The sequence below is a fragment of the Sphaerisporangium sp. NPDC049457 genome (assembly GCF_055586705.1).
The window spans coordinates 119,022-139,740 of the sequence record NZ_JBVJHR010000006.1 but is presented as its reverse complement, the minus strand read 5'-3'; the positions used below and the strand labels follow the sequence as shown (position 1 = coordinate 139,740).

Below are 20,719 nucleotides of genomic sequence, written 5' to 3'. Positions count from 1 at the left end.
GCGGACGGGTGTCGCGCTGAAGCGTACGGAGAGTCAGGCGATTTTGTAGTGCGTGCCGTCGACTGTCGCCACGACGTCGAGCCTGCCTCCGAGCGCCTGTACGTAGGAGATCAGGGTGCTCAGCGTTGCCGATTCGGGGTCTCCCCGCTCGATCGCGGAAACCCGTTCTTGGCGGACGTGCATCTTCGCCGCCACGTCCGTCTGCCTGAGTCCGAGGTGCCTGCGTACTTGGGAAAGCCTGACCGCGGCCACCATTTCCGCGGTGCCCTTGTCGATCGCCGCGATGCCCTCTTCATCGAAGATCTCGCGCTTGACAGCGTCCCACTCATGAAAAGTGGTCATCTACCGTCTCCCTTCGAGCGGTTGTCCAGCAGTTCAATCCACTCGGCGAAACGAGCTTCGGCCAGTGGGATCGCCTTCTCGTACCACCAATCCCATCTGCCGCTTTGTCTCCCGCAACGAGCAGAACGGCGGTGCGCTCCGGGTCGAAGGCGAACAAGATTCTTATCTCGCTCCGACCGGCGGAGCCAGGACGGAGTTCCTTCAGGTTCCGCAAAGTGGAACCCTTGATCGTGTCGACGAGTGGCCTACCCAAGTCTGGTCCGACTTCGATCAGCGTCTGGATCGCCTGGCCGATCAGTCGGGCAGTGTTCCGATCTTCCACGCGTAGCGCATGTAGCCACTCCTTCACCTCTCCTGCCATCTCCAGCCGCCATGCCATCGTAGCCTCCTCCCTAGTATGCACACATACTAGGGAGGAGGCTATCTCTACGCTGCGTAATTGACTTACTTCATGAAGTGATATTTGGCTTGCGCCTCCAACCGTCCTGCCACGTTTTCGTATGACGGCATAGCCGTTTCGGGACGAAGGTGTCGTCGCGGGTGTGAGTTGGGCGCACCATCATCGGCGCCGACGGGCCGGACTGCGCGGTCCCATCTCGCCGTACCGGTACCCCGCCCGCGGCGGCGGGAGGTGGGCAACCTGAGTTCGGGGTCGATGCGTCACCACGGAGGACGGGCCGGATGAAGGGGCACCGGCGACTTGGGCCGGTGGTGCCGGCGGACGGGAGGAAGTGCGTGGCCGATCGGGCGTTATATGAGGGTTTCGTGCTGGCGAGGTCCGACCGGCTGTTACGTACGGCCTACCTGCTGACCCGCGACTGGGGCGTGGCGGAGGACCTGCTGCAGGAATCCCTGGCCAAGGCGTGGTTCGCCTGGCCTGGCGTGGAGGAGCCGGAGGCGTACGTGCGCAGGGTGCTCGCCACCACGTACACGTCGTGGTGGCGCAGACGGTGGCGGCGGGAGGTGCCCCGCGACGACTTCCTCGACATGCCCGCCCCGGAGGGGGTCAGTGACCTCGCCGGGCGCGAGGCGCTCTGGCGGGCCGTGGGACGGCTGCCCGCCCGTCAGCGTGCCGTTGTGGTGCTGCGCTTCTACGAGGACCTGCCGGTAGCCGAGGTGGCGCGGCTGCTGGGCTGCGAGCCCGGCACCGTCAAGAGCCAGACCGCCAAGGCGCTGGCCAAGCTGCGCGTCGACGACTCGATCGTGAAGGAGTTGCGCCCGTGACCGTACAAGATCTCCGGGACGTCCTGCGCTCCCATGGCGAAGGCCCCGCCCCCGCCAACCCCGCCCGGCACGAGCAGGTCCTGGCGCGCATCCGCACGATACGACGGCGCAGGCGAGCGGCCGCCGCGGGCGCGGCGTTGAGCGCGGCCGCGGTGCTGAGCCTGGCCTTCCTGCCGGGCCGTGCCCCGCTGGGTCCGGACGCGGTGACCGTCGTCCGCTCGCCGGACCGGACGTCCAATCAGGAGGCCGACCCCGCGGAGCGAGCGGAACGACTGCCCGAAACGTTCACCGCGACCGACGGCGCCGAGTACCGGCGCCTTGCCGTGGCGGTCGTGTCGCGGACCGCTTCCACGACGGCCACCGTGACGGTGCCCGTCACGGGCAGACCGCTGGACGTCGCGGCGCTGTGCTCCGGGGGCGCCAGATCGACTTTGGGGGTGCGGATCCGCGTCGACGGCAAGCCGGTGTCCGCCGGCCTCGAGGGCCTACTGTCGTGCGAGAAAGGCAGGAAGTTGACGCCGCTGGTCGTGCCGGCGGGTGCCGGCGAGCGAATCAGGGTCTCGTTCGATCTGGTCAAGCGGTTGGCGGGGTGCATTTTGGAAAAGGGCTCCTGCGTGCCGTCGGAGAACGGGAGGATCGCCTTCTCGCTGGCCGTGTACGAGTGGGCGCCGCCCGAGCACCCGGTCGAGCCGCAGGCGCCGAGGACCCTGCCCGACCTCGACGGCTACCGGTTGGCCGACTCCCGGACCGGCACCTGGCCGCGCGACAGGTCACTGGCGTTCGACGTCCTCGGCGACGGGAGACCGGTCGCCATCGGTCAGATCTGCACCGGCGACGTGGCTCGGCGGCTGCGGTTCGCGGTCGAGGTGAACGGCCGCCCCGCCTCGCGCAGCACGTGCGTCATGTGGACGAGTGGGCCGTTCCCGAGGGCGCTGCAGGAGTGGACGGTACCAAAGGGTAAGAAGGCGACCATCGTCGTGAAGCTGGGCATGTCGCCCGAGGCGCCGAACCGCCCGGTCCGGTGGTCGGTCGGCCTCTGGCACCGCCGGTACCGGTAGCCGGTCAAGAGTCGTGGACGTGTGACGTGCGGCGCCGGAGGTCACTCGGTGATCGGATCGTCCAGCACGTGGGCGAGGACGCCGGTCTGCAAGTTCTCGGGGTCGGGGCTGGACAGACTGGCCATGGTCACCAGTGCCTTCCACAGTGCCCATCCACGCGCGCGTCTCCAGGTGTCGTCGGACAGGCCGACGGCTTCGCGGAAGATGTTCCGCTCGTCACCGGTGAAGTACGTCCACGCCATCACGAGGTCACACGCGGGGTCGCCGACCCCGCAGGTGCCGAAGTCGATGACCGCCGACAGTTTCCCGCCGGTGACGAGCAGGTTGCCGACGGCCACGTCGCCGTGGAACCACACCGGTGGATGCGGCCAGGCCGAAGTCAGCGCGCTCGCCCAGATGGCCTCACAGGCGGCCACGTCGACCACTCCCTTGAGCCGGTCCAGGGCGTACTCGACCTGGTCGCCGTAGACACTGGGGTGACAGCCCCGGAAGTAGGAGTGCCGGCCGCCCGCCGGCCCCTGCCTCGCAGGGACGCGCCGCAACGCGGTCAGGAAGCCTCCGAGATGCCGCGCCAGCTCGGATCCGTCGACATCGGTGGCCGCCTCGACGGTCTCGCCGGGCAGCCAGCGCCGTACCGACCAGAGGAATGGATAGCCGGCCGCCGGGCGTCCCACCGCGACCGCCGTCGGCACGGGCAAGGGGAGATGCGCGGCCAGGACGGGCAGACAGCGGTCCTCCTTCTCGACCGCGGCGACATAGCCTTCGGCGCTGGGCAGGCGCACGGCCAACCGGTCACCGAGCCGGAAGGTCCGGTTGTCCCAGCCCTGGCGGGCCACAGGCTCGACCGGCAGGCCGCTCCACTCAGGGAACTGGTCGGAGACCAGGTCGCGTACGAGGTCGGCGGTCATGTCGATCACGGTCACCTCTGGCGCTCCTTCTTGGCGGCCTGCCCCTGCCGGGCGCGCAGCCGCCGGAGCGTCTTTTCGGTGATCTCCCGGTCGGCCTTCATCGCCCGTCCTTCCGCGTCGCTCGAACCCCCGCCTTCTGTGTTGCCCGTCCACCCCCGTCCTCCGCGTCGCCTGACCGCTGCCGTCCACCGTGTCGCACGTCCACCCGGCCGGGAGGGGGCCGGGGCTCGACGATAGCCCGTTTCTCCAGCTCCTGGGGTCTCCTTCGGTGGGGGCGGTGAGCGGCCGGTGGAGTCCTCGGCGATGGCGGGTGCCATGATGCGGCTATGGATTATGGGCGAGTTCACGAAGCAGTGACCAAGGGTTGGAACGAAGACGTACTGTCCAGTCTGTCCAGCCTGGTGGAGATCCCGGCGGTGTCCGCCGCCTACGACGCCGCCTGGGAGGAGAAGGGTCATCTGCGAGCCGCCGCCGACCACGTGCGGGACTGGATCTCGGCCCAGGGCCTGCCGGGCGCCCGGTGTGAAGTCGTCCAGCTCGACGGCCGTGCCCCGCTGCTCCTCGTGGACGTGCCCGCGACCGCCGGCGCCGAGGCGGACGGCACCGTGCTGCTCTACGGCCACCTCGACAAACAGCCCTCGCACGGAGACTGGTCGGACGGGCTGAGCCCGTGGCGGCCGGTGCTGCGCGATGGACGGCTCTATGGTCGCGGCGCCGTCGACGACGGGTACTCGGGCTACGCGGCGACGACCGCGTTGACGGCCGTCCGGGCGGCGGGTGGCGAACACGCCAGGGCGATCCTGCTGCTGGAGACCGGTGAGGAGTCCGGCAGCCCTGACCTGCCCGCTTACCTGGAGCTCCTGTCCGACCGCCTCGGTGAGGTGTCCCTGGTGGTCTGCCTGGACGCCGGCGGCGGCGACTACGAGCGGATGTGGCTGACCACGAGCTTGCGCGGGGTGGTGCAGGCGACCGTCACGGTGCGGGTGCTCAAGACGCCCGCGCACTCAGGGACCGCCAGCGGCATCGTGCCGAGCTCGTTCCGCATCATGCGCCGGCTGCTCGACCGGGTGGAGGACTCCGCGACCGGCGAGGTCACCATCCCTGAGATGAACGTGCCGATCCCGCCGGAGCGGCGGGCCGAGGCCGAGGCGCTCGCCGCGCTGGAGCCCGGAGCCGCCGCCCGCCGGTATCCGCTGGTCGACGGGATGCGCGCGGTCTCCGACGATGACGTCGAGCTGATCCTCAACAACACCTGGCGGCCGACGCTGTCGGTCATCGGCGCGGGCGGGCTCCCGGACCCCGCGGTGGCGGGTGCCGTGCTGCGCGACTCGACGTCCCTGCGGCTGAGCTTCCGGACGCCGCCGACGGTCGACGCCGAGGCCGCGCGAGACGCGCTGGTGAAGATCCTGACGACCGAGGTGCCGTACGGCGCGCAGGTCGAGGTGGGCGACTTCCTGCTGCTGAACGGCTGGGAGGCCCCGGCGTCCGCGCCGTGGCTGGCCGCGGCGCTGGAGGAGGTCGGCGACCAGGTGTTCGGCGCGCAGTGCCGCGGCTTCGGCATCGGCGGCGGGATCCCGTTCATGGAGATGCTGGGCCGGCGCTATCCGGAAGCGCAGTTCGTCGTCACCGGCGCGCTGGGGGCGGACTCGAACATGCACGTGCCCGACGAGTGGCTGAACATCGCGTTCGCCGAGCGGGTGACCGAGGCCGTCGCGCACATCCTCGACGCGCACGCCCGCGCCTGACCGCGTTCGCCATAAGCAGTGCGCTGTCCATGAACGTTCGCCGAGTCGGGCGCCGTACGGCGGCGCCGGTTTCGCCGTACCACGACTCGCCGACCCGGCGCCGGCCATGTCCAGCATTCAGCGGGTGGAGGGCGGCGTCCGGTGGATGGAGTCACCGCGATGGCCGTTCTCCGTGACGGACCGCGTTCTCGCAGTTGATCGCTCGCCGTGTCGGGCGCCGTACGGCGGCGCCGGCTTCGCCGTATCACGACTCGCCGACCCGGCGCCGGCCATGTCCAGCACTCAGCGGGTGGAGAGCGGCGGATAGTCGGATCGTCCAGGCGGATCGCCGGTTCGACCATTCCGGTCGCCCCTAGCTGGGCTCATAGTTGCCTCACCTGAACGAATGCGGGCCGGTGAAGTCCAGTCCGCCGTTCCAACGGGAGGTGAGATGCCGCGACGAGACCAGCGGCGAGCCCCGGCGCCGACCACCGCCGTCGCCACTGTCGCCACTGTCGCCACTGTCGCCACTGTCGCCACTGTCGCCACTGTCGTCACCGTCGCCACTGCGGCCGGTGGCGGGCATCCGCCTCCCCAGCACCCCGACGGCAGCTGATGGAGAACGTGGTGACCGACGAAGTACGCCCCCCGGCCGTGACGAGCGTGGGCGCGGTGAGCGCCCGCGTCGACGACGGCGGCACGGGCGTCCGGCTGACCGTCAGCCGGAACGGTGAGGCCGTCCTTGCCGGGGTCCCGCTCGGGTTCGCGGTCGACGGCACGGAGGTCGGCGTCGCCGCGGAGCTCGTGCGGGTCTCCGAGCGCACGGTCCGCGACCGGTTCCGCGCCCGCTCGGGCAAGGCCGTGGGCGAGCACCGGTATGAGCACCGCGAGGTCGTCTACACCTTCCGCGAGGCCGGCGGAGTCGAGTGGCAGGTCGTCCTGCGGGTGGCGCGCGACGGCGTCGCGGTCCGCTATGTCCTGCCCGCTCTGGACGGGACGGCCCGCCTCACCGGCGACCGCACCGCGCTCACGCTGCCCGCGGGGTCGCGGAACTGGGTGCTGGACTACCAGACCTGGTACGAGACGCCGCGCCGTGGCGTCGACACCGCCGATCTGGCGAGCGGCGCGTACGGGTTCCCCTTCCTCACCCGGCTCGGCGGGGACGCGCACGTCCTGGTCACCGAGTCGGGGATCGACGGCCGGTTCGCGGGCGCGCATGCCGAGGTGGGCGAGCCCGAGGCGGACGAGAGGGACGGCGGGCGGACGCTGCGGTTCACGCTCGCCGACGACGCCGTCGAGGTCGCCCGCGGCCCGGTCACGCCGTGGCGGGTCTTCCTCGTCGGGACGCTGTCCGACCTGGTGTCGTCCCTGTTCGTCGACGAGCTCGCGCCCGCCGCGCCGCCTGAGCTGGAGGACGCGGCGTGGGTCCGGCCCGGCCGCGCCGCCTGGTCGTGGTGGTCGGACTTCTACTCGGGCGCGCAGTTCGGCAGGCAGAAGCACTTCGTGGACGTCGCCGCCGACCTGGGCTGGGAGCACCTGCTCATCGACTGCGGATGGGAGGAGACCTGGGTGCCGGAGATCGTCGCGTACGCGAGCCGCCGCGGCGTCCAGGTACACCTGTGGACGATCTGGCGCGACCTCAACAGCCCCGAGGACCTCCGGAAGCTCGCCCTGTGGCGGTCCTGGGGCGTCGCCGGGATCAAGGTCGACTTCATGGAGTCGGAGTCCAAGGACCGCTACCGCTGGTACGACACGGTCCTCGCCGAGACCGCGCGCCTCGGTCTCATGGTGAACTTCCACGGCTCGGTCATCCCGCGCGGCTGGTCGCGCACGTTCCCGCAGGTGATCGGGTACGAGGCGATTCGCGGCGCCGAGTACTACGTGTTCTTCGAGAATCAGGCGCTGACCGCGTCGCACAACGTCGTCCAGCCGTTCACCCGCAACGTCGTCGGCGGCATGGACGCGACGCCGGTCGCGTTCGGCGCCGCGAACCGCACGACCAGCGACGGCCACGAGCTCGGGCTCTCCGTGGCGTTCGAGTGCGGGATCACCCACTTCGCCGACCACGTCGACGGCTACACGGCTCGTCCGCTCGCGGCCCGGTTCCTCGCGGAGCTGGCGCCGTCCTGGGACGAGACGGTGCTGCTGGCCGGCGACCCCGACAGCCACGCGGTCATCGCCCGCAGGGCGGGGGACCGGTGGTTCGTGGGAGGCATCGCCGCCGGGGAGGCGCGCGCGGTCCGCGTGCCGTTCGACCGGCTCGGGGCGGGGCCGGACGCCCAGGTGTGGATCGTCGGGGACGCGGCTCCCGCGACCGGCGAGGTGCCGGCCACCGGGCTCGCGGAGACCACCACGACCGCCGGAGACGAGGCCGCCGACATCGCGGTCGCCCGCGACGGCGGGTTCGTGGCGATCGTCGCCCCGGCGGGCGCCCGCCTGTTCCGGGCCGCGCCGCGGCCGGTACGGCCCGCGCCCGCCGTTCACCCGGCCGTCGCCGAGGTCGGCCCGGATGGCACCGCGCTGCTGACCACCGACGCCGACGCCCGGCTGCGCCTTCCGCCGGGCTGGACGGCCCGCCGCGACGGCGAGAACGGCTGGGCCGTCCGCCCCGATCGCTCACTGCGGCCCGGACGTCTCGGCGTCGTGACGGTCGAACGCGACGGAGAACGTGACCGCGGCGACGAACATGACGGCGACGGAGAAAGCGGCGGAGAACGGGACGGCGGCGGCGGGGTTCCCGTTGTGGCGCATGTCCGGGTCGTGCGGCCGTTGACGCCCGGCGACCACGCGCTGTCCGACCTGCCGATGATCGCGTTCGTCAACGACGACGGCCCCGTCGAGCGCGACCAGTCCAACGGCGCCGGCAACCCCGGCGACGGCCGGCCCATGCGCGTCGCGGGCGAGGCGTTCGAACGCGGCCTCGGCACGGCGCCGTACTCGGAGGCGCGCTTCCACCTCGGCGGCCGCGCCGAGACGTTCACCGGAGCCGTCGGCGTCGACGACGAGTCGGCCGGGAGCGCGCGGGTCGGCGTCCTGGCCGACGGCCGAGAGATCTTCGCCGCCGTCGTCGAGGCGGGCAAGCCCGTCACGGCGTTCGCCCTGAAGGTCCGGGGCGTCCAGACCCTGTGCCTGCGCAGCGAGACGAAGACACCAGACGACACCGGCGTGCACGTCGACTGGGTCGGCCCGACCCTGCACGTCGCACCCACCAGCCCGTGAAACCGCGCCGGTCACCACGGCCGGCGCACAGCACGATCAGAGGAACACCATGAAACGCAAGTGGATGGCCGCCGCGGCGATGGCCGCGGCGGCGACGGTCCTCACCGCCTGTTCCGGCGGGTCAGGCGGGTCCGGCGGCGCGTCGACGCCGGCGGAGAAGGTCACGCTCACCTACGCCAACTGGAGCGAGGACCAGTCGCCGGCGATGGAGCAGATCGCCGCGGAGTTCACCAAGGCCAACCCGAACATCACCGTCAAGGTCCAGACGCTGCCGTGGACCGAGTACTGGTCGACACTCCAGGTCGGGGCCGCGGGCGGCACGGCGCCGGACGCGTTCTGGATGCTCGCCGACCACTTCCGCGAGTACGCCAAGGGCGGCCAGCTGGCCGACCTGTCCGGCACGGTGAAGTCCGCCGGGATCGACATGAACGTCTACCCCAAGGCCGTCTCGGCCTCCTACACCTACGAGGGCAAGATCTTCGCGCTGCCCAAGGACTTCGACACCAACGGCCTCTGGTACAACAAGGCGCTGTTCGACGCCGCGAAGGTCGCCCACCCGGACGACACCTGGACCTGGCAGCAGGTGCAGGACGCGGCCAAGAAGCTGACCGACAAGGCCAAGGGCGTGTGGGGCATCGCCGCGCCGATCGACGCGCAGGGCGGCTTCTACAACACGATCCTGCAGGCCGGCGGGCAGATCGTGAACCCCGAGGGCACCGCCTCCGACTTCGCGAGCCCGGCCGGGGTGGCGGGGTTGAAGTTCTGGACCGACCTGCAGGCGGCGGGCTCGTCGCCGACGCTGAAGCAACTGTCCGACACCGAGGCCGTCTCGATGTTCGAGAACCAGAAGGTCGCCATGTACCTGTCCGGCGCGTACTGGGCCTTCCGCTTCCACAACAACCCCGACCTGAAGGGCAAGATCGACGTCGCGCCGCTGCCGCAGGGCGTCAAGCGCGCCACGGTCACCAGCGGCATCGGCAACGCCGGGTACGCGGGCAGCAAGCACCCCGAGGAGCTGAAGAAGTTCCTCGCCTTCCTCGGCGGCACCAGGGCCGCCGAGATCCAGGCGGCGACCGGGACGGTGCTTCCCGCCTACAAGGGGACGCAGAAGCCGTGGCTCGACGCGATGCCCGAGTTCCACCTGCAGGTGTTCATCGACGCCATCGACTACAGCGTCCCGCTGCCGGTCGCCGGCAACGCCTCGGAGTGGCAGGGCCTGGCCGCGCAGTACCTGGCTCCCGCGTGGAACGGCGAGAAGCCGGTGCAGGCGGCGGCGAAGGAGTACCAGGACGCGGTCGACCAGGTGCTCGCGAAGCAATGACGTCCGCGACGACCAAGCCCGCGCGGCGGCCCTCCGGTCGCCGCGCGGGCGTCGGCGAGCCCGGCGGCTGGTGGGCGGCCGCGTTCATCGCCCCCGCGCTGATCGGCCTGGCCGCCCTGTACCTGTGGCCGTTCCTGTCCACTCTGATCAAGAGCTTCCAGGACGTGCCGGCGTTCGGCCCCGCCACCTTCGCAGGGCTCGGCAACTACACGGCCCTGCTCGGCGACGCGGAGTTCTGGAAGGCGTTCGGCAACTCCGCCCTCTACACCGGGATCATCCTGCTCGGCATCCCCCTCGCGATCGTGCTGGCCGCGCTGATCGAGCAGGTCGGCCGGGGACGCGGGGTCTACCGCGTGCTGTTCTTCCTGCCGGTCGTCACCCTGCCCGTCGCCATCGGCATGGTCTGGCGGTTCATCTACAACGGCGACTTCGGGCTGCTGAACACAGTGCTTTCGTGGTTCGGCGTCTCCGGGCAGTACTGGGTGGCCGACCCCCGGTTCACGATCTACGCGTTCGGCGCCGTCGGCATCTGGATGAGCCTCGGCATCAACATGATCATCCTGGGCGCCGGGCTGCAGGCCATCCCGAAGGACGTCTACGAGGCCGCGGCGCTCGACGGCGCCGGCCGCGTCCGGCAGTTCCGGCACATCACCGTGCCGCTGCTCACGCCGAGCATCTTCTTCGTGACGATCCTCAGCGTGATCGCCGCCCTGCAGATGTTCGACCTGATCTTCGTCATGCTGCGCGGGGTGAACAACACGGCGCTCACCGACTCCAAGACGATCGTGTACCTGTTCTACGAGAAGGCGTTCGTCCAGTTCCACCAGGGCTACGGCGCGGCGATCGCGGTCGTGCTGCTGATCGTCATCATGATCGCCACGGCCCTGCAGTTCCGCCTCCAGAGATCGTGGGTGTTCTATGGCTGACACGGCCGCACGCTCCCGGCCTGCCCCGCGGCGGCGCGGCGGACCGGCCATGACGCGCGGCGGACCGGCGATGCGGCGCGGCGGGCCGGCGATGCGGCGCGGCGGGCCGCCCAGGAGGCGGCGCGGCGGAGCGGCCGCCACCTGGCCGGTCCACGCGATCCTCATCGTCGCCGCCGTGATCATGGTGGTGCCGTTCGCCTGGCAGATCGTCACCATGTTCAAGACGACCGCCGAGGCGACCAGCATCCCGCCGACGGTGCTGCCGGAGACCTTTGGGCTGCGCTCGTTCGCGACGTTCTTCTCGACCGTGCCGTTCTGGTCGATGTTCGCGGTCTCGGCCGGCTCGCTCGTCCTGCGGGTCGCCGGCCAGCTGGCGGTCGCCTCGCTCGCCGGGTACGCCTTCGCCCGCATCCCGTTCCGGGGCCGCGAGCCGCTGTTCGGCCTGTTCATCCTCATGCTGATGGTGCCGAGCCAGCTGTTCCTGATCGGCCAGTACGAGCTCGTCCGGGGCCTGAACCTGCTGGACACCCTGCCCGCGCTGGCCATTCCCGGGCTGTTCTCGGCGTTCGGCACCTTCCTGATGCGGCAGGCGTTCCGCACGATGCCCAAGGACTTCGAGGAGGCGGCGCGGCTCGACGGCGCCAACACCTTCCAGGTGTTCTGGCACGTCATGCTCCCCATGGCGCGGCCGATGCTCGCCGCGCTCGCCGTGCTGACCGGCCTGTACTCATGGAACGACCTGCTGTGGCCGCTCATCGTCTCGCCCTCGGGGGAGAACCGGCCCCTGCCGGTGGGCCTGGCGGGGCTGCAAGGACAGTTCGGCACGGACTACCCGACCCTCATGGCCGGGGCGTTCGTGTGCTCGATACCGCTCGTGATCGTCTTCCTCGTACTGCAGCGGCAGTTCTTCGCGGGCATCACGAGCAGTGGACTCAAGGGATGACAGGACTACCCACGTGAACGACAGCCGGCACACGCCGATCCACCTGCGCGCGGGGGGCACCAGCCTGGTCGTCGCCGTCGACGGCGGCAGGCTCCCGCGCATCCTGCACTGGGGGCCGGACCTCGGCCCGCTCACCGGCGACGTCCTCGCCGACCTGCTGCGGGCCGCGCTTCCCGCCATCGGCGACAGCGCGGTCACCTATCCCCAGCCCGTGCCGGTGCTCCCGCAGCTGGCGGAGGGCTGGCTCGGCCGCCCGGGACTGACCGGCGACGGCGACGGCCGCCGCTGGGCGCCGAAGCTGCGGGACGCGACCCACCACCTCGACGAGGCGGCCGCCGGCGGCCCGCTGCTGCGGAGCACGGCGCACGACCCGGAGTACGGCCTCGCCGCCGAGATCGAGATCCAGGTGCTCTCCGCCGGCGGCCTCGTCCGGCAGCGGGCCAGGGTCCGGAACGACGCCGCGACGCCGTACCGCGTCGACGGCCTCGAACTGGCGCTCCCCGTGCCGCCGGAGGCCTCCGAGATCCTCGACCTCACCGGCCGCTGGGCGCTCGAACGCGTGCCGCAGCGCCGCCCGTTCCACGTCGGCGAGTGGGTCCGCGCCTCGCGCGGCGGCAAGCCGGGGCTCGAACACACCATGCTGCTGGTCGCCGGCGAGGAAGGGTTCGGATTCCGGACCGGTCAGGTGTGGGCGACCCATCTGGCGTGGAGCGGCAACCAGGTGCTCGCCGCCGAGCGGACCCCGGCCGGCACCCGGCACCTCGCGGCCGGAGAGCTGCTGCTCGCCGGCGAAGTGGTGCTGGAGCGGGGCGATTCGTACCAGAGCCCGTGGCAGTACGGGTCGTGGGGCACCGGGCTGGACGACCTCGCCGCCCGGTTCCACCGGTACCTGCGTTCGCGGGCCCACCACCCTCGCTCCCCCCGGCCGGTCGTGCTCAACACCTGGGAGGCGGTCTACTTCCGGCACGATTTCGACACCCTGGCGGCGCTCGCCGAACGCGGAGCCCAGGTGGGCGCCGAGCGGTTCGTCCTGGACGACGGATGGTTCCTCGGCCGCCGGGACGACACCAGGGCGCTGGGCGACTGGACGGTCGACCCGGCGGTCTGGCCGGACGGCCTGGAGCCGCTCGCCGCCCGCGTCCGCGAACTCGGCATGGACTTCGGGCTGTGGTTCGAGCCGGAGATGGTCAACCTCGACTCCGTCCTCGCCCGCGAGCACCCGGAATGGATCTTCGACGCCGGGCACGGCCCCGGCATGCCCTCCCGCCACCAGCACGTCCTCGACCTCGGCCATCCAGGAGCGTACGCCTACCTCTTCGACCGGATGAGCGCCCTGGTGGGATCGCTCGGCATCGCGTACATCAAGTGGGACCACAACCGGTACCTGCTCGACGCCGGGCACGGCCCCGACGGCCGGCCAGGGGTGCGCAGGCAGGTCCAGCAGGCCTACCGGCTGATGGCCGACCTCAAGGCCGCCCACCCCGGCCTGGAGATCGAGTCGTGCGCCAGCGGCGGCGGCCGCGTCGACCTAGGCGTCCTGGAACTCGCCGACCGGGTCTGGCCGAGCGACTGCAACGACCCGCACGAGCGGCTGGAGATCCAGCGCTGGACGGGCCTGCTGGTGCCGCCCGAGATGCAGGGGACGCACATCGGGGCGAAGGAGTCGCACACCACCCACCGCTCCCATCCGCTCGACTACCGGGCCGAGAAGGCGCTGTGGGGCCACCTGGGCGTCGAGGTCGACCTGCTCGCCGCCGACGAGGCGACCCTCGCGGGGCTCGCCAGGTGGGTCGCCTTCCACAAGGAGCACCGGGCCCTGCTGCACTCCGGCGAGGTCGTGCACGCCGACCTCGCCGACGCGGCCCTGCGCCTGGAAGGCGTCGTCGCGGCCGACCGCGGCGAGGCGCTCTACGCGTTCAGCGTCGTCGAACGGCCGTCGACCTGGCCGCCGGGGCGCGTCCGGCTGCCCGGACTCGACGACGACCGCCTCTACACCGTCGAGGCGGTGTACCCGGGGGAGCCGCCCGCGGCGGGCGCGGTGCTGCCGCCGTGGCAGCACGCCGGGGTGACCATGCCAGGGCGGGCGCTGCGGCTCGTCGGCGTCGAAGCGCCCTCCCTGGACGTCGACCGGTCGGTGCTGCTGCGGGTGACCGGCGCCCCGGCGACCTCATGACGCGCGCAGGCCATCGCGCCGGCCTGACGACCGCTGCGCCGGCCGGGCGGCGGCGGCGCGGGCTCAGCCCTTGGCGCGGTTGCGGTACTCCGTCGGGCTGGCCTCGTGCATCCGCTTGAAGTGACGGGAGAAGTAGAACGGGTCGCGGTAGCCCACCTCGCGGGCGATGCTGGCGACGGTCGCGTCGGTGGTGTCGAGCAGGTTGCGCGCGTGCGCCATCCGCAGCGCCGTCTGGTGGGCGAGCACCCCGCCGCCGGTGGCGCGGCGGAACAGCGCGCTCAGATGGGACGGTGAGACGCCGACCAGCGCGGCGAGCTCGGTGACCCGGACGTTGGCGTCCAGCCGCTCCGAGAGGTAGGCCATCGCCCGCTGGAGCGGGTCGCCGGGCGCGGGCATGGCGCGGTCGAGCACGATCTGCGTGAGGAGCTTCCACGCCGTGCCCGCGGCCCCGGTCAGGCTCGCCGGTGAGTGGTCGCGTTCGAGGATCACGATGATCTCGTCGAGCAGCGCGATCGCCCGGTCGAGCCGGCGGATGGGGACCACCGGCCTGGACGCGCTCACGCCGATCTCCTCCACGAGCTCCGCGAGATCGCCTCCCCGCAGATGACACCACCAGATCGTCCAGGGAGCGTCCTTGGACGTGCCGTAGGAGTGCGGGGCGCCGCGCGGGATCACCAAGGCGGTGCCCGGCCCGACGCGGTGCTGGGCGCCGTCGACCTCCGCCCACCCGACGCCGGCCGCGCACAGGATGACGATGGTCTCCTCGGTGCCGTTCGGCCGGGTCATCAGGTGGTCGACGGCGTTCGGGTAGTAGCCGCAGTCGGTCACCATCAGGCGTCTGGTCACCGGGCGCGCCTGGGCGTCCGCGACGACGCGGCGTGGGACGACGGTCAGCCGCTGGTTGCGGAACCCCTCCTGGATCGGCATCGGCCCAGTATGGTGTCAGACCGTCGGATCGTCCAGGTGATGCCGTCACATCCGCCATTCCCCTCCGGTCGCCCGCGGCTGTTGACTGACGATGACGAAAGGCCCGGCCGATCGGGGAGGCCGTCCAGCCGGACGGGCTCATCAACGACCTTGGAGACACAGAGCATGGGACGGGGATTGCTGTCGGGGAAGGTCGCCGTGGTGACCGGCACGGCGTCCGGCATCGGCGCCGCGGTCGTGGACCGCTTCCTGGACGAGGACGCGCGGGTGATCGCGGTCGACGTGGCCGACCAGGGCCCGCACCGGCCCGGGGTGCTGGCGATCACCGGCGACGTCGCCGACCCCGCCACCTGGCGGCGGGTCGCCGAGACGGCGCGGGCCGAGTTCGGGCGGCTGGACGTGCTGCACGGCAACGCCGCCGTGGTCGTGCGGGCCGCCGCCCACGAGCTGTCCGAGGACGACTGGGACCGGCAGATCGCGGTCAACCTCAAGGCCGCCTACCTGGCGGCCGGCGCCTGCGTCGGCCTGCTGCGCGAAGGTGGCGGCGCCGTCGTGCTGAGCTCATCGGTGCACGCCCTGGTGGGCCTGCCCGCGCATCCCGCCTACGCGGCCGCCAAGGGGGGCCTGGTGTCGCTCGGCCGCCAGCTGGCCGTGGAGTACGGCCCCGAGGTGCGGGTCAACACCGTGCTCCCCGGGCCCATCCTCACCCCAGCCTGGGACGGCATCGGCGAGGACGACCGCCGCCGCAGCGCGGCCGGCACGGCCGCCGCCCGCTTCGGCCGCCCGGAAGAGGTCGCCGCCGCGGTCACCTTCCTCGCCTGCGACGAAAGCTCCTACATCACCGGCACATCCCTCGTAGTAGACGGCGGCTGGACCGCCGTCAAAGACTCCGCGTGACGACGACGGCGGCCCGGCCTCCAGGAGCCCGCTAGACAGGATCACCGATGCGACTACCATGAGTAGTGCATGGCCCACTCGGGGTCATGAAGTGAAGCCGGGTTAACCTCCGCAGGTGGTGGCCCGGCTTTCGCGTCCCCGGCGTCACGCCGGTTCGCACCCTGCGTACATCAAGACGTTGCCGAGCCCCAGGCTCAAGGGGTCTTCGTCGCGCGCGAGCGGGCTTGTGCGGCTTCCTTGCGTTTCGGCCGTTCGAAGCGGCAGCCGTACACCCGTGCCGAGATCGGCATAGAGGCGATCTCCTTGATCAGTGCGGCCCGCGTCGGCTCGTCCTCCATCGACCAGTGGGGTGGGCGGGCGGCGGGGACGAGCGCTGCCAACCGGCTGCGGATGTCGGCCGTGAAGCGGGGATCGACGATCACGAGTCCGATCACATACAGTCGCGCATCCGTGTGGATCGACTCGTCAACGTATCCGGCGAGACTCGGAGGGAGGGAACGCGCGACGTCATCATCGCGTAACCGTGCGGGTTTGGTTGACTACTATTGGTGATTTTGCGGGTTGGGTTGAGGAGGACAGGTGACGAGTTCGGTGGAGCGGGTGGCGGTCGTCACGGGGGCGGCGCGGGGCATTGGGGCGGCGGTGGCGCGGCGGCTGGCGGCGGAGGGTTCGCCGGTGGCGGTGGTGGACCTCAAGGAGCAGGACGCGCGCGCGACGGTGGAGGAGATCGAGCGCGCGGGCGGCAGGGCGATCGCGGTCGGTGCCGACGTCACGGACGCCGAGCAGGCCGCCGAGGCCGTGCGCCGTGCGGCGGCGGAGCTCGGGCCGCCCGCCATCCTGGTGAACAACGCGGGCGTCACGCGGGACAACCTGCTGTTCAAGATGACCGAGGACGACTGGGACCAGGTCGTCGACGTGAGCCTGCGCGGCTCGTTCCTGATGAGCCGGGCGGCGCAGAGGCACATGGTCGAGGGCGGCTGGGGCCGCATCGTCAACGTGTCGTCGACCTCCGCGCTGGGCAACAGGGGGCAGGCCAACTACGCGGCGGCCAAAGCGGGCCTGCAGGGGTTCACCAAGACGCTGGCCATCGAGCTCGGCCGGTTCGGCGTGACGGTCAACGCGGTCGCGCCCGGCTTCATCGTCACCGACATGACCCGGGCCACCGCCGCCCGCGTGGGCCAGTCGTTCGAGGAGTTCAGCGCGGCCAGGGTGGCGCAGATTCCGGTCGGCCGGGCGGGCCGGCCCGAGGACGTCGCGGCCGTCGTCGCCTTCCTGGCGGGGGAGGACGCCGGGTTCGTCAGCGGGCAGGTCGTCTACGTGTCCGGCGGCCCACGCGGCTGACCCCGGACAGGGCGAGCGCCGCCCTCCGGGGAGGGCGGCGCTCGCTGACCGGGTGGGGGGGCTGCTACCCGGTGACCAGGGTGAGACCGTAGGCCGAGAGGATCTCGTTGACCGGCTGGAAGAACGTGGTGCCGCCGTAGGTGCAGTTACCGGAGCCGCCCGAGGTCACGCCCTGGGCCTGGCTGCCGGAGATGTAGGAGCCGCCGGAGTCGCCGGGCTCGGCGCAGACGTTGGTGCGGGTGACCTCGTAGATCGTGCCCTGCGAGTAGGTGACGCTGGTGTTGCGCTGCAGGACGGTGCCGCAGTGCCAGCCGGTGGTGGAGCCGGACCGGCAGATGGACGAGCCGACGCCGGCCACGCTGGAGCCGCTGACGGTCACGTTGCCGCCGCCGCTGCCCTTGACCCACGGCCTGGGCGTCCAGTTGCTGTTCACCGCGATCCACGAGTAGTCGCTGCCGGGGAAGACCGAGCCCTGGAAGGTGCCCTGCGCGACGCGGTTGTAGCCGGCGGTGCTGGCGCCGGCGCGGCCGCAGTGCCCGGCGCTGACGAACCCGTTGGTGCTGCCCCTGCGCACGGAGAAGCCGACGGAGCAGCGCGCCGAGTTGTTGATGTAGTACGCGTCGCCGCCGCGGACGTCGTAGTAGGTCTGCGGCTGCTCGCTGGACTGCTCGACGCGGACCATGGAGGCGTCGGCGCCGCTGGCGGCGATGAAGGCCTGCGCCTCGGCCGGCTGCGACGACTGGACGACGACGCTGTTGGTGCGGACGTCGACGAACCACACCGGCGTCGACTTGGGCGCCTGCGCGGCGGCCTTGTCCAGCGCGGCCTTGGCGGCGTCGAGGGAGGCGAGGCTGTGCGCGACGACCTTGGCCTGGACGCCGGTGCCCTGGATGCCGCTCAGCGCGGCGGCGTCGGTGCCGGCGACGGTGAGCGTCGCGGAGGTGGGCCCGCTGAGCCAGGAGCCGGCATAGCCGTCGCCGAGCTTGGCGGCGGCCGAGGTCTCCACGCCCATGAAGCGGGCCTCGTTGAGCAGGCGCGACTCGGCCTGCTCCTTGCTGATGCCGAGGTCGCGGGTCATCGCGTCGATCATGGCGGGAGCGGGCGGGGGAGCGGCGGGCGCGGCGGCCGGTGCGCGATCGGCGACGGCCGGGGCGGCCATGAGGGTGAGGACACTGATTGCTAGAGCGCATCCGGCGGTGACCGTGCGTCTGCGGAGCATGGGCTCTCCTCGGTGTATGGGGGGTGCCGTCACCGTAACTGGGCTCACGCAGGACGCGGAGCTATCGTTTAGCCCCTATCGCCGCGTTATGGAACCGCGCGGGCGTCACGGGATGGCGCCGAACCGCGGGTTGGCGGCGAGCCAGTCGGTGTAGCGGTCGTTGCGCCGGACGGCCTCGGCGTGGGCGTCCCTCGCATGGTCGGCGACCAGGGGAGCGGTGCGGGCGGCCAGGGAGTCGGAGTGCCATCCGAGCAGGTGCCTCCAGCGCAGCGGGGTGCCGGCGACGGGCATCATCACCAGCCCCGCCGTCAGCTCGAACGTCGCCTGGCACAGCGCCGCGGCCTTGCCCGCCTTGACCAGGTGCAGGCAGGTGGCCACGTCCGTCTCGTACACGTTCCGCGGGACGAACCCGGCTCGCGCGCACGCCCCGGCGAAGCAGTCGGAGAAGCACCCGTCCCCCGGCGTGACCGCCCAGCCCTCGGCGGCGAGCCCGGACAGCTCCACTTCCTTCTCCCCGGCCAGCGGGTGGTCCTCGCGCAGGAGCACGAACACCGGGTCGGTTCCGACGACGGCCCAGGTCATGGCCTCGGCGGCCGGCGGCGCGGACTCTCCGCAGGTGCCGATGAGGGCGTAGTCCAGCCGTCCGGCGCTGACCATGGCGGTCAGCTCGCGCGCCGACCATGAGGTGCGGGTGCTGATGGGCGTGGAGGGATGGGCGGCGGTGAGGCGTTCGACCAGGCCGCCGAGGATCGGCCCCTGGGTCGCGCCGATGCGGAAGCCTGCGATGCCGGCGTAGGTGTTGGCGAAGCGCACCGCCTCTTCCTGGAGTTCCCGCACGGCGGGCAGCAGCACGCGTGCCCGCGTCAGGACGAGCTCGCCGAGGGGAGTGGGGCGGGCGCCGTTGCGGTCGCGCTCGAACAGGGCGCCGCCGAGTGTGCGTTCGATCCGTTTGAGCTGCGCGGTGAGCGACGGCTGGGCCAAGCCCAGCTGGGTCGCCGCCTTGGTGACGCTCCCTGCCTCTGCGACCGCGCGCACGATCTTGAGGTGACGGAGCTCAAGGTCCATACCGGGAAGGTACGACCGAGATGTTATGCCTGCAATGCCGATATGTCACTAAATCTGACAGCGAATTGTAGGATCATGCTCATATCTCCGCTGACCTGCACGAACGTGATAGAGCGTCAGCCGAAAAAAGCGAGCCGTCCTCGCGGTGGTCTGTCAAGAAGTGCGTGATGCTTACAGGGCGGGCGCCGCGACGGGCGTCCGACGCGGGGGTGCTGGAGGGCGCGGGAGGAATGGCGGGCCGTGGTCCGGGCCGCTCCCGTCCAGGTAGAACACGTTTCTATCAATTTGGCGGGCGAGTCAGTGACGGAAGCCACACTCGCCACTACGATCGCGGACAACACACGCGCTATTGGACAAAGGGTCCGAGTATCCGGCGTTGACGGTTTACCCCGGAGGATTTTGATGCGACGCATCACTGGAGTCGTTCTCATCGCGCTCGGGGCGTTCCTCATCACGCTGGCGCCGCTCATCCGCTTCTACGCGGCGAGCAAGCTGGTCGCGGCGCCGGCCGACTACTACGGGGTGTCGGAGCTGCGCGCCGACAACGCGCAGTACTTCAGCATCGCCAAGGTGAAGGTGCTCACCGCCACCCTCGACATCACGGTGACCACGCGCGGGGACGTGGCCGAGGCCAAGGACGACCGCGTCGTCTGGGACGAGTTCACCGCCGTCAACGACGTGACCAACGCCCAGCCGAACATCCAGATGAACCAGCGCCGCAGCGCCTTCAACAAGTACACCGGCGAGGGCGTCGACTGCTGCGGCGTCAACGTGGACAAGGAGCCGGTCCAGATGGCCGGCCAGATCTACCTGTTCCCGTTCGGCACCGAGAAGAGGACCTACAAGGTCTTCAACTCCTCCGCCAAGCAGTCCTTCGACGCGAACTTCGTCGGCGAGGACATGGTCGACGGCCTTCCGGTCTACAAGTTCGAGCAGAAGGTCCCGCCGACCAAGATCGCCACGTTGACGGCGCCCGCCTCGGCGATCGGCATGGACCAGGCCGGCGACGTCCAGGTCGACCGCTTCTACGACGGCGTCGTGACCTACTGGGTGGAGCCGGTCAGCGGGTCCCCGGTCAGGCAGGAGCAGCAGCGGCACGAGGTGCTGCGGACCCAGGACGGCGTGGAGCGCACGGTGGCCCTGGTCGCCACGGCGAAGATGACCCCCGCCACCGTCGACAGGCTGGTCCAGAGCGCCATCGACGCCAAGAGCCAGATCTCCTTGCTCAAGACCACCATTCCCCTGGTCTCGCTGGTCGTGGGCGTGGTGCTCGTGGTCGCCGGAGCCGTCCTGCTGCTGACCGGCCGCTCGCGGCGCCGTCCCGCGGAGGCGTGAACCCCTCGGCGCCTCTCCGCCGCCGGGGTTGATCCCCGGCCTCCGAATCCCCGCCCGAATCCCCGCCCGAATCCCCGCCCGAATCCCCGCCCGGATC

General features: G+C 71.3%; 18 protein-coding genes. 11 read left to right on the top strand and 7 right to left on the bottom strand.

Annotated features, from left to right (window positions below; translation table 11 throughout):
• Nucleotides 1-33: 33 nt before the first annotated feature.
• Nucleotides 34-342, bottom strand: coding sequence for a helix-turn-helix domain-containing protein (locus ACZ6QO_RS11615; RefSeq protein WP_465849906.1), 309 nt, complete (start codon nt 340-342; stop codon nt 34-36).
• A complete protein-coding gene (locus tag ACZ6QO_RS11610; RefSeq protein ID WP_465849904.1) occupies nt 326-721 on the bottom strand; it encodes a type II toxin-antitoxin system RelE/ParE family toxin in 396 nt (131 codons plus the stop codon). Before ACZ6QO_RS11610 ends, ACZ6QO_RS11615 begins: the two co-directional genes overlap by 17 nt.
• A gap of 386 nt (nt 722-1,107) precedes the next feature.
• On the opposite strand from ACZ6QO_RS11610, the gene ACZ6QO_RS11605 reads away from it, so the two are divergent.
• Nucleotides 1,108-1,566, top strand: coding sequence for a SigE family RNA polymerase sigma factor (locus tag ACZ6QO_RS11605; protein ID WP_465849902.1), 459 nt, complete (start codon nt 1,108-1,110; stop codon nt 1,564-1,566).
• Nucleotides 1,563-2,624 (top strand): hypothetical protein, encoded by a 1,062-nt coding sequence (locus ACZ6QO_RS11600; protein WP_465849901.1) that lies wholly within the window; start codon nt 1,563-1,565, stop codon nt 2,622-2,624. The genes ACZ6QO_RS11605 and ACZ6QO_RS11600 overlap by 4 nt, the downstream gene beginning before the upstream one ends.
• A gap of 41 nt (nt 2,625-2,665) precedes the next feature.
• Here the strand turns inward: ACZ6QO_RS11600 and ACZ6QO_RS11595 are convergent, their stop codons facing one another.
• Nucleotides 2,666-3,547: an aminoglycoside phosphotransferase family protein gene (locus tag ACZ6QO_RS11595; RefSeq protein ID WP_465849900.1), complete on the bottom strand. Its 882-nt coding sequence runs from the start codon at nt 3,545-3,547 to the stop codon at nt 2,666-2,668.
• 311 nt (nt 3,548-3,858) lie between these two features.
• On the opposite strand from ACZ6QO_RS11595, the gene ACZ6QO_RS11590 reads away from it, so the two are divergent.
• The 6 genes from ACZ6QO_RS11590 (at nt 3,859) to ACZ6QO_RS11565 (ending at nt 13,838) form a co-directional block, all read left to right on the top strand.
• A complete protein-coding gene (locus tag ACZ6QO_RS11590) occupies nt 3,859-5,277 on the top strand; it encodes a M20/M25/M40 family metallo-hydrolase (RefSeq protein ID WP_465849899.1) in 1,419 nt (472 codons plus the stop codon).
• A 606-nt stretch (nt 5,278-5,883) separates the two neighbouring features.
• A complete protein-coding gene (locus tag ACZ6QO_RS11585; protein ID WP_465849898.1) occupies nt 5,884-8,475 on the top strand; it encodes an NPCBM/NEW2 domain-containing protein in 2,592 nt (863 codons plus the stop codon).
• Nucleotides 8,476-8,524: 49 nt separating this feature from the next.
• Nucleotides 8,525-9,796: an ABC transporter substrate-binding protein gene (locus ACZ6QO_RS11580; RefSeq protein WP_465849896.1), complete on the top strand. Its 1,272-nt coding sequence runs from the start codon at nt 8,525-8,527 to the stop codon at nt 9,794-9,796.
• Nucleotides 9,793-10,722: a carbohydrate ABC transporter permease gene (locus tag ACZ6QO_RS11575; protein WP_465849894.1), complete on the top strand. Its 930-nt coding sequence runs from the start codon at nt 9,793-9,795 to the stop codon at nt 10,720-10,722. Before ACZ6QO_RS11580 ends, ACZ6QO_RS11575 begins: the two co-directional genes overlap by 4 nt.
• 49 nt (nt 10,723-10,771) lie before the next feature.
• Nucleotides 10,772-11,665 carry a carbohydrate ABC transporter permease gene (locus ACZ6QO_RS11570; protein WP_465849892.1) on the top strand — a complete coding sequence of 298 codons (894 nt, stop codon included), beginning with the start codon at nt 10,772-10,774 and terminating at the stop codon, nt 11,663-11,665.
• Nucleotides 11,666-11,678: 13 nt separating this feature from the next.
• Nucleotides 11,679-13,838, top strand: a complete 2,160-nt coding sequence (locus ACZ6QO_RS11565; protein ID WP_465849891.1) for an alpha-galactosidase — start codon at nt 11,679-11,681, stop codon at nt 13,836-13,838.
• Between the two features lie 63 nt (nt 13,839-13,901).
• On the opposite strand, the gene ACZ6QO_RS11560 is transcribed toward ACZ6QO_RS11565, so the two are convergent.
• A complete protein-coding gene (locus ACZ6QO_RS11560; protein ID WP_465849889.1) occupies nt 13,902-14,765 on the bottom strand; it encodes a helix-turn-helix domain-containing protein in 864 nt (287 codons plus the stop codon).
• Between the two features lie 165 nt (nt 14,766-14,930).
• On the opposite strand from ACZ6QO_RS11560, the gene ACZ6QO_RS11555 reads away from it, so the two are divergent.
• Complete coding sequence (locus ACZ6QO_RS11555) at nt 14,931-15,662, top strand: SDR family NAD(P)-dependent oxidoreductase (protein WP_465849887.1); 732 nt, start codon at nt 14,931-14,933, stop codon at nt 15,660-15,662.
• 194 nt (nt 15,663-15,856) lie between these two features.
• On the opposite strand, the gene ACZ6QO_RS11550 is transcribed toward ACZ6QO_RS11555, so the two are convergent.
• Nucleotides 15,857-16,084: a hypothetical protein gene (locus ACZ6QO_RS11550; RefSeq protein WP_465849885.1), complete on the bottom strand. Its 228-nt coding sequence runs from the start codon at nt 16,082-16,084 to the stop codon at nt 15,857-15,859.
• Nucleotides 16,085-16,262: 178 nt separating this feature from the next.
• On the opposite strand from ACZ6QO_RS11550, the gene fabG reads away from it, so the two are divergent.
• Entirely contained in the window at nt 16,263-17,003 is a 741-nt protein-coding gene (fabG, locus tag ACZ6QO_RS11545; RefSeq protein WP_465850153.1) for a 3-oxoacyl-ACP reductase FabG, read from the top strand.
• Nucleotides 17,004-17,067: 64 nt separating this feature from the next.
• Here fabG and ACZ6QO_RS11540 read toward each other — a convergent pair whose 3' ends face one another.
• Both ACZ6QO_RS11540 and ACZ6QO_RS11535 read right to left on the bottom strand, forming a co-directional pair.
• Nucleotides 17,068-18,222: a S1 family peptidase gene (locus ACZ6QO_RS11540; RefSeq protein ID WP_465849883.1), complete on the bottom strand. Its 1,155-nt coding sequence runs from the start codon at nt 18,220-18,222 to the stop codon at nt 17,068-17,070.
• A gap of 105 nt (nt 18,223-18,327) precedes the next feature.
• A complete protein-coding gene (locus tag ACZ6QO_RS11535) occupies nt 18,328-19,287 on the bottom strand; it encodes a LysR family transcriptional regulator (RefSeq protein WP_465849881.1) in 960 nt (319 codons plus the stop codon).
• Nucleotides 19,288-19,689: 402 nt separating this feature from the next.
• On the opposite strand from ACZ6QO_RS11535, the gene pgfA reads away from it, so the two are divergent.
• Entirely contained in the window at nt 19,690-20,622 is a 933-nt protein-coding gene (gene pgfA / locus ACZ6QO_RS11530) for a cell envelope lipid trafficking protein PgfA (RefSeq protein WP_465849879.1), read from the top strand.
• The last annotated feature ends 97 nt before the right edge of the window (nt 20,623-20,719 follow it).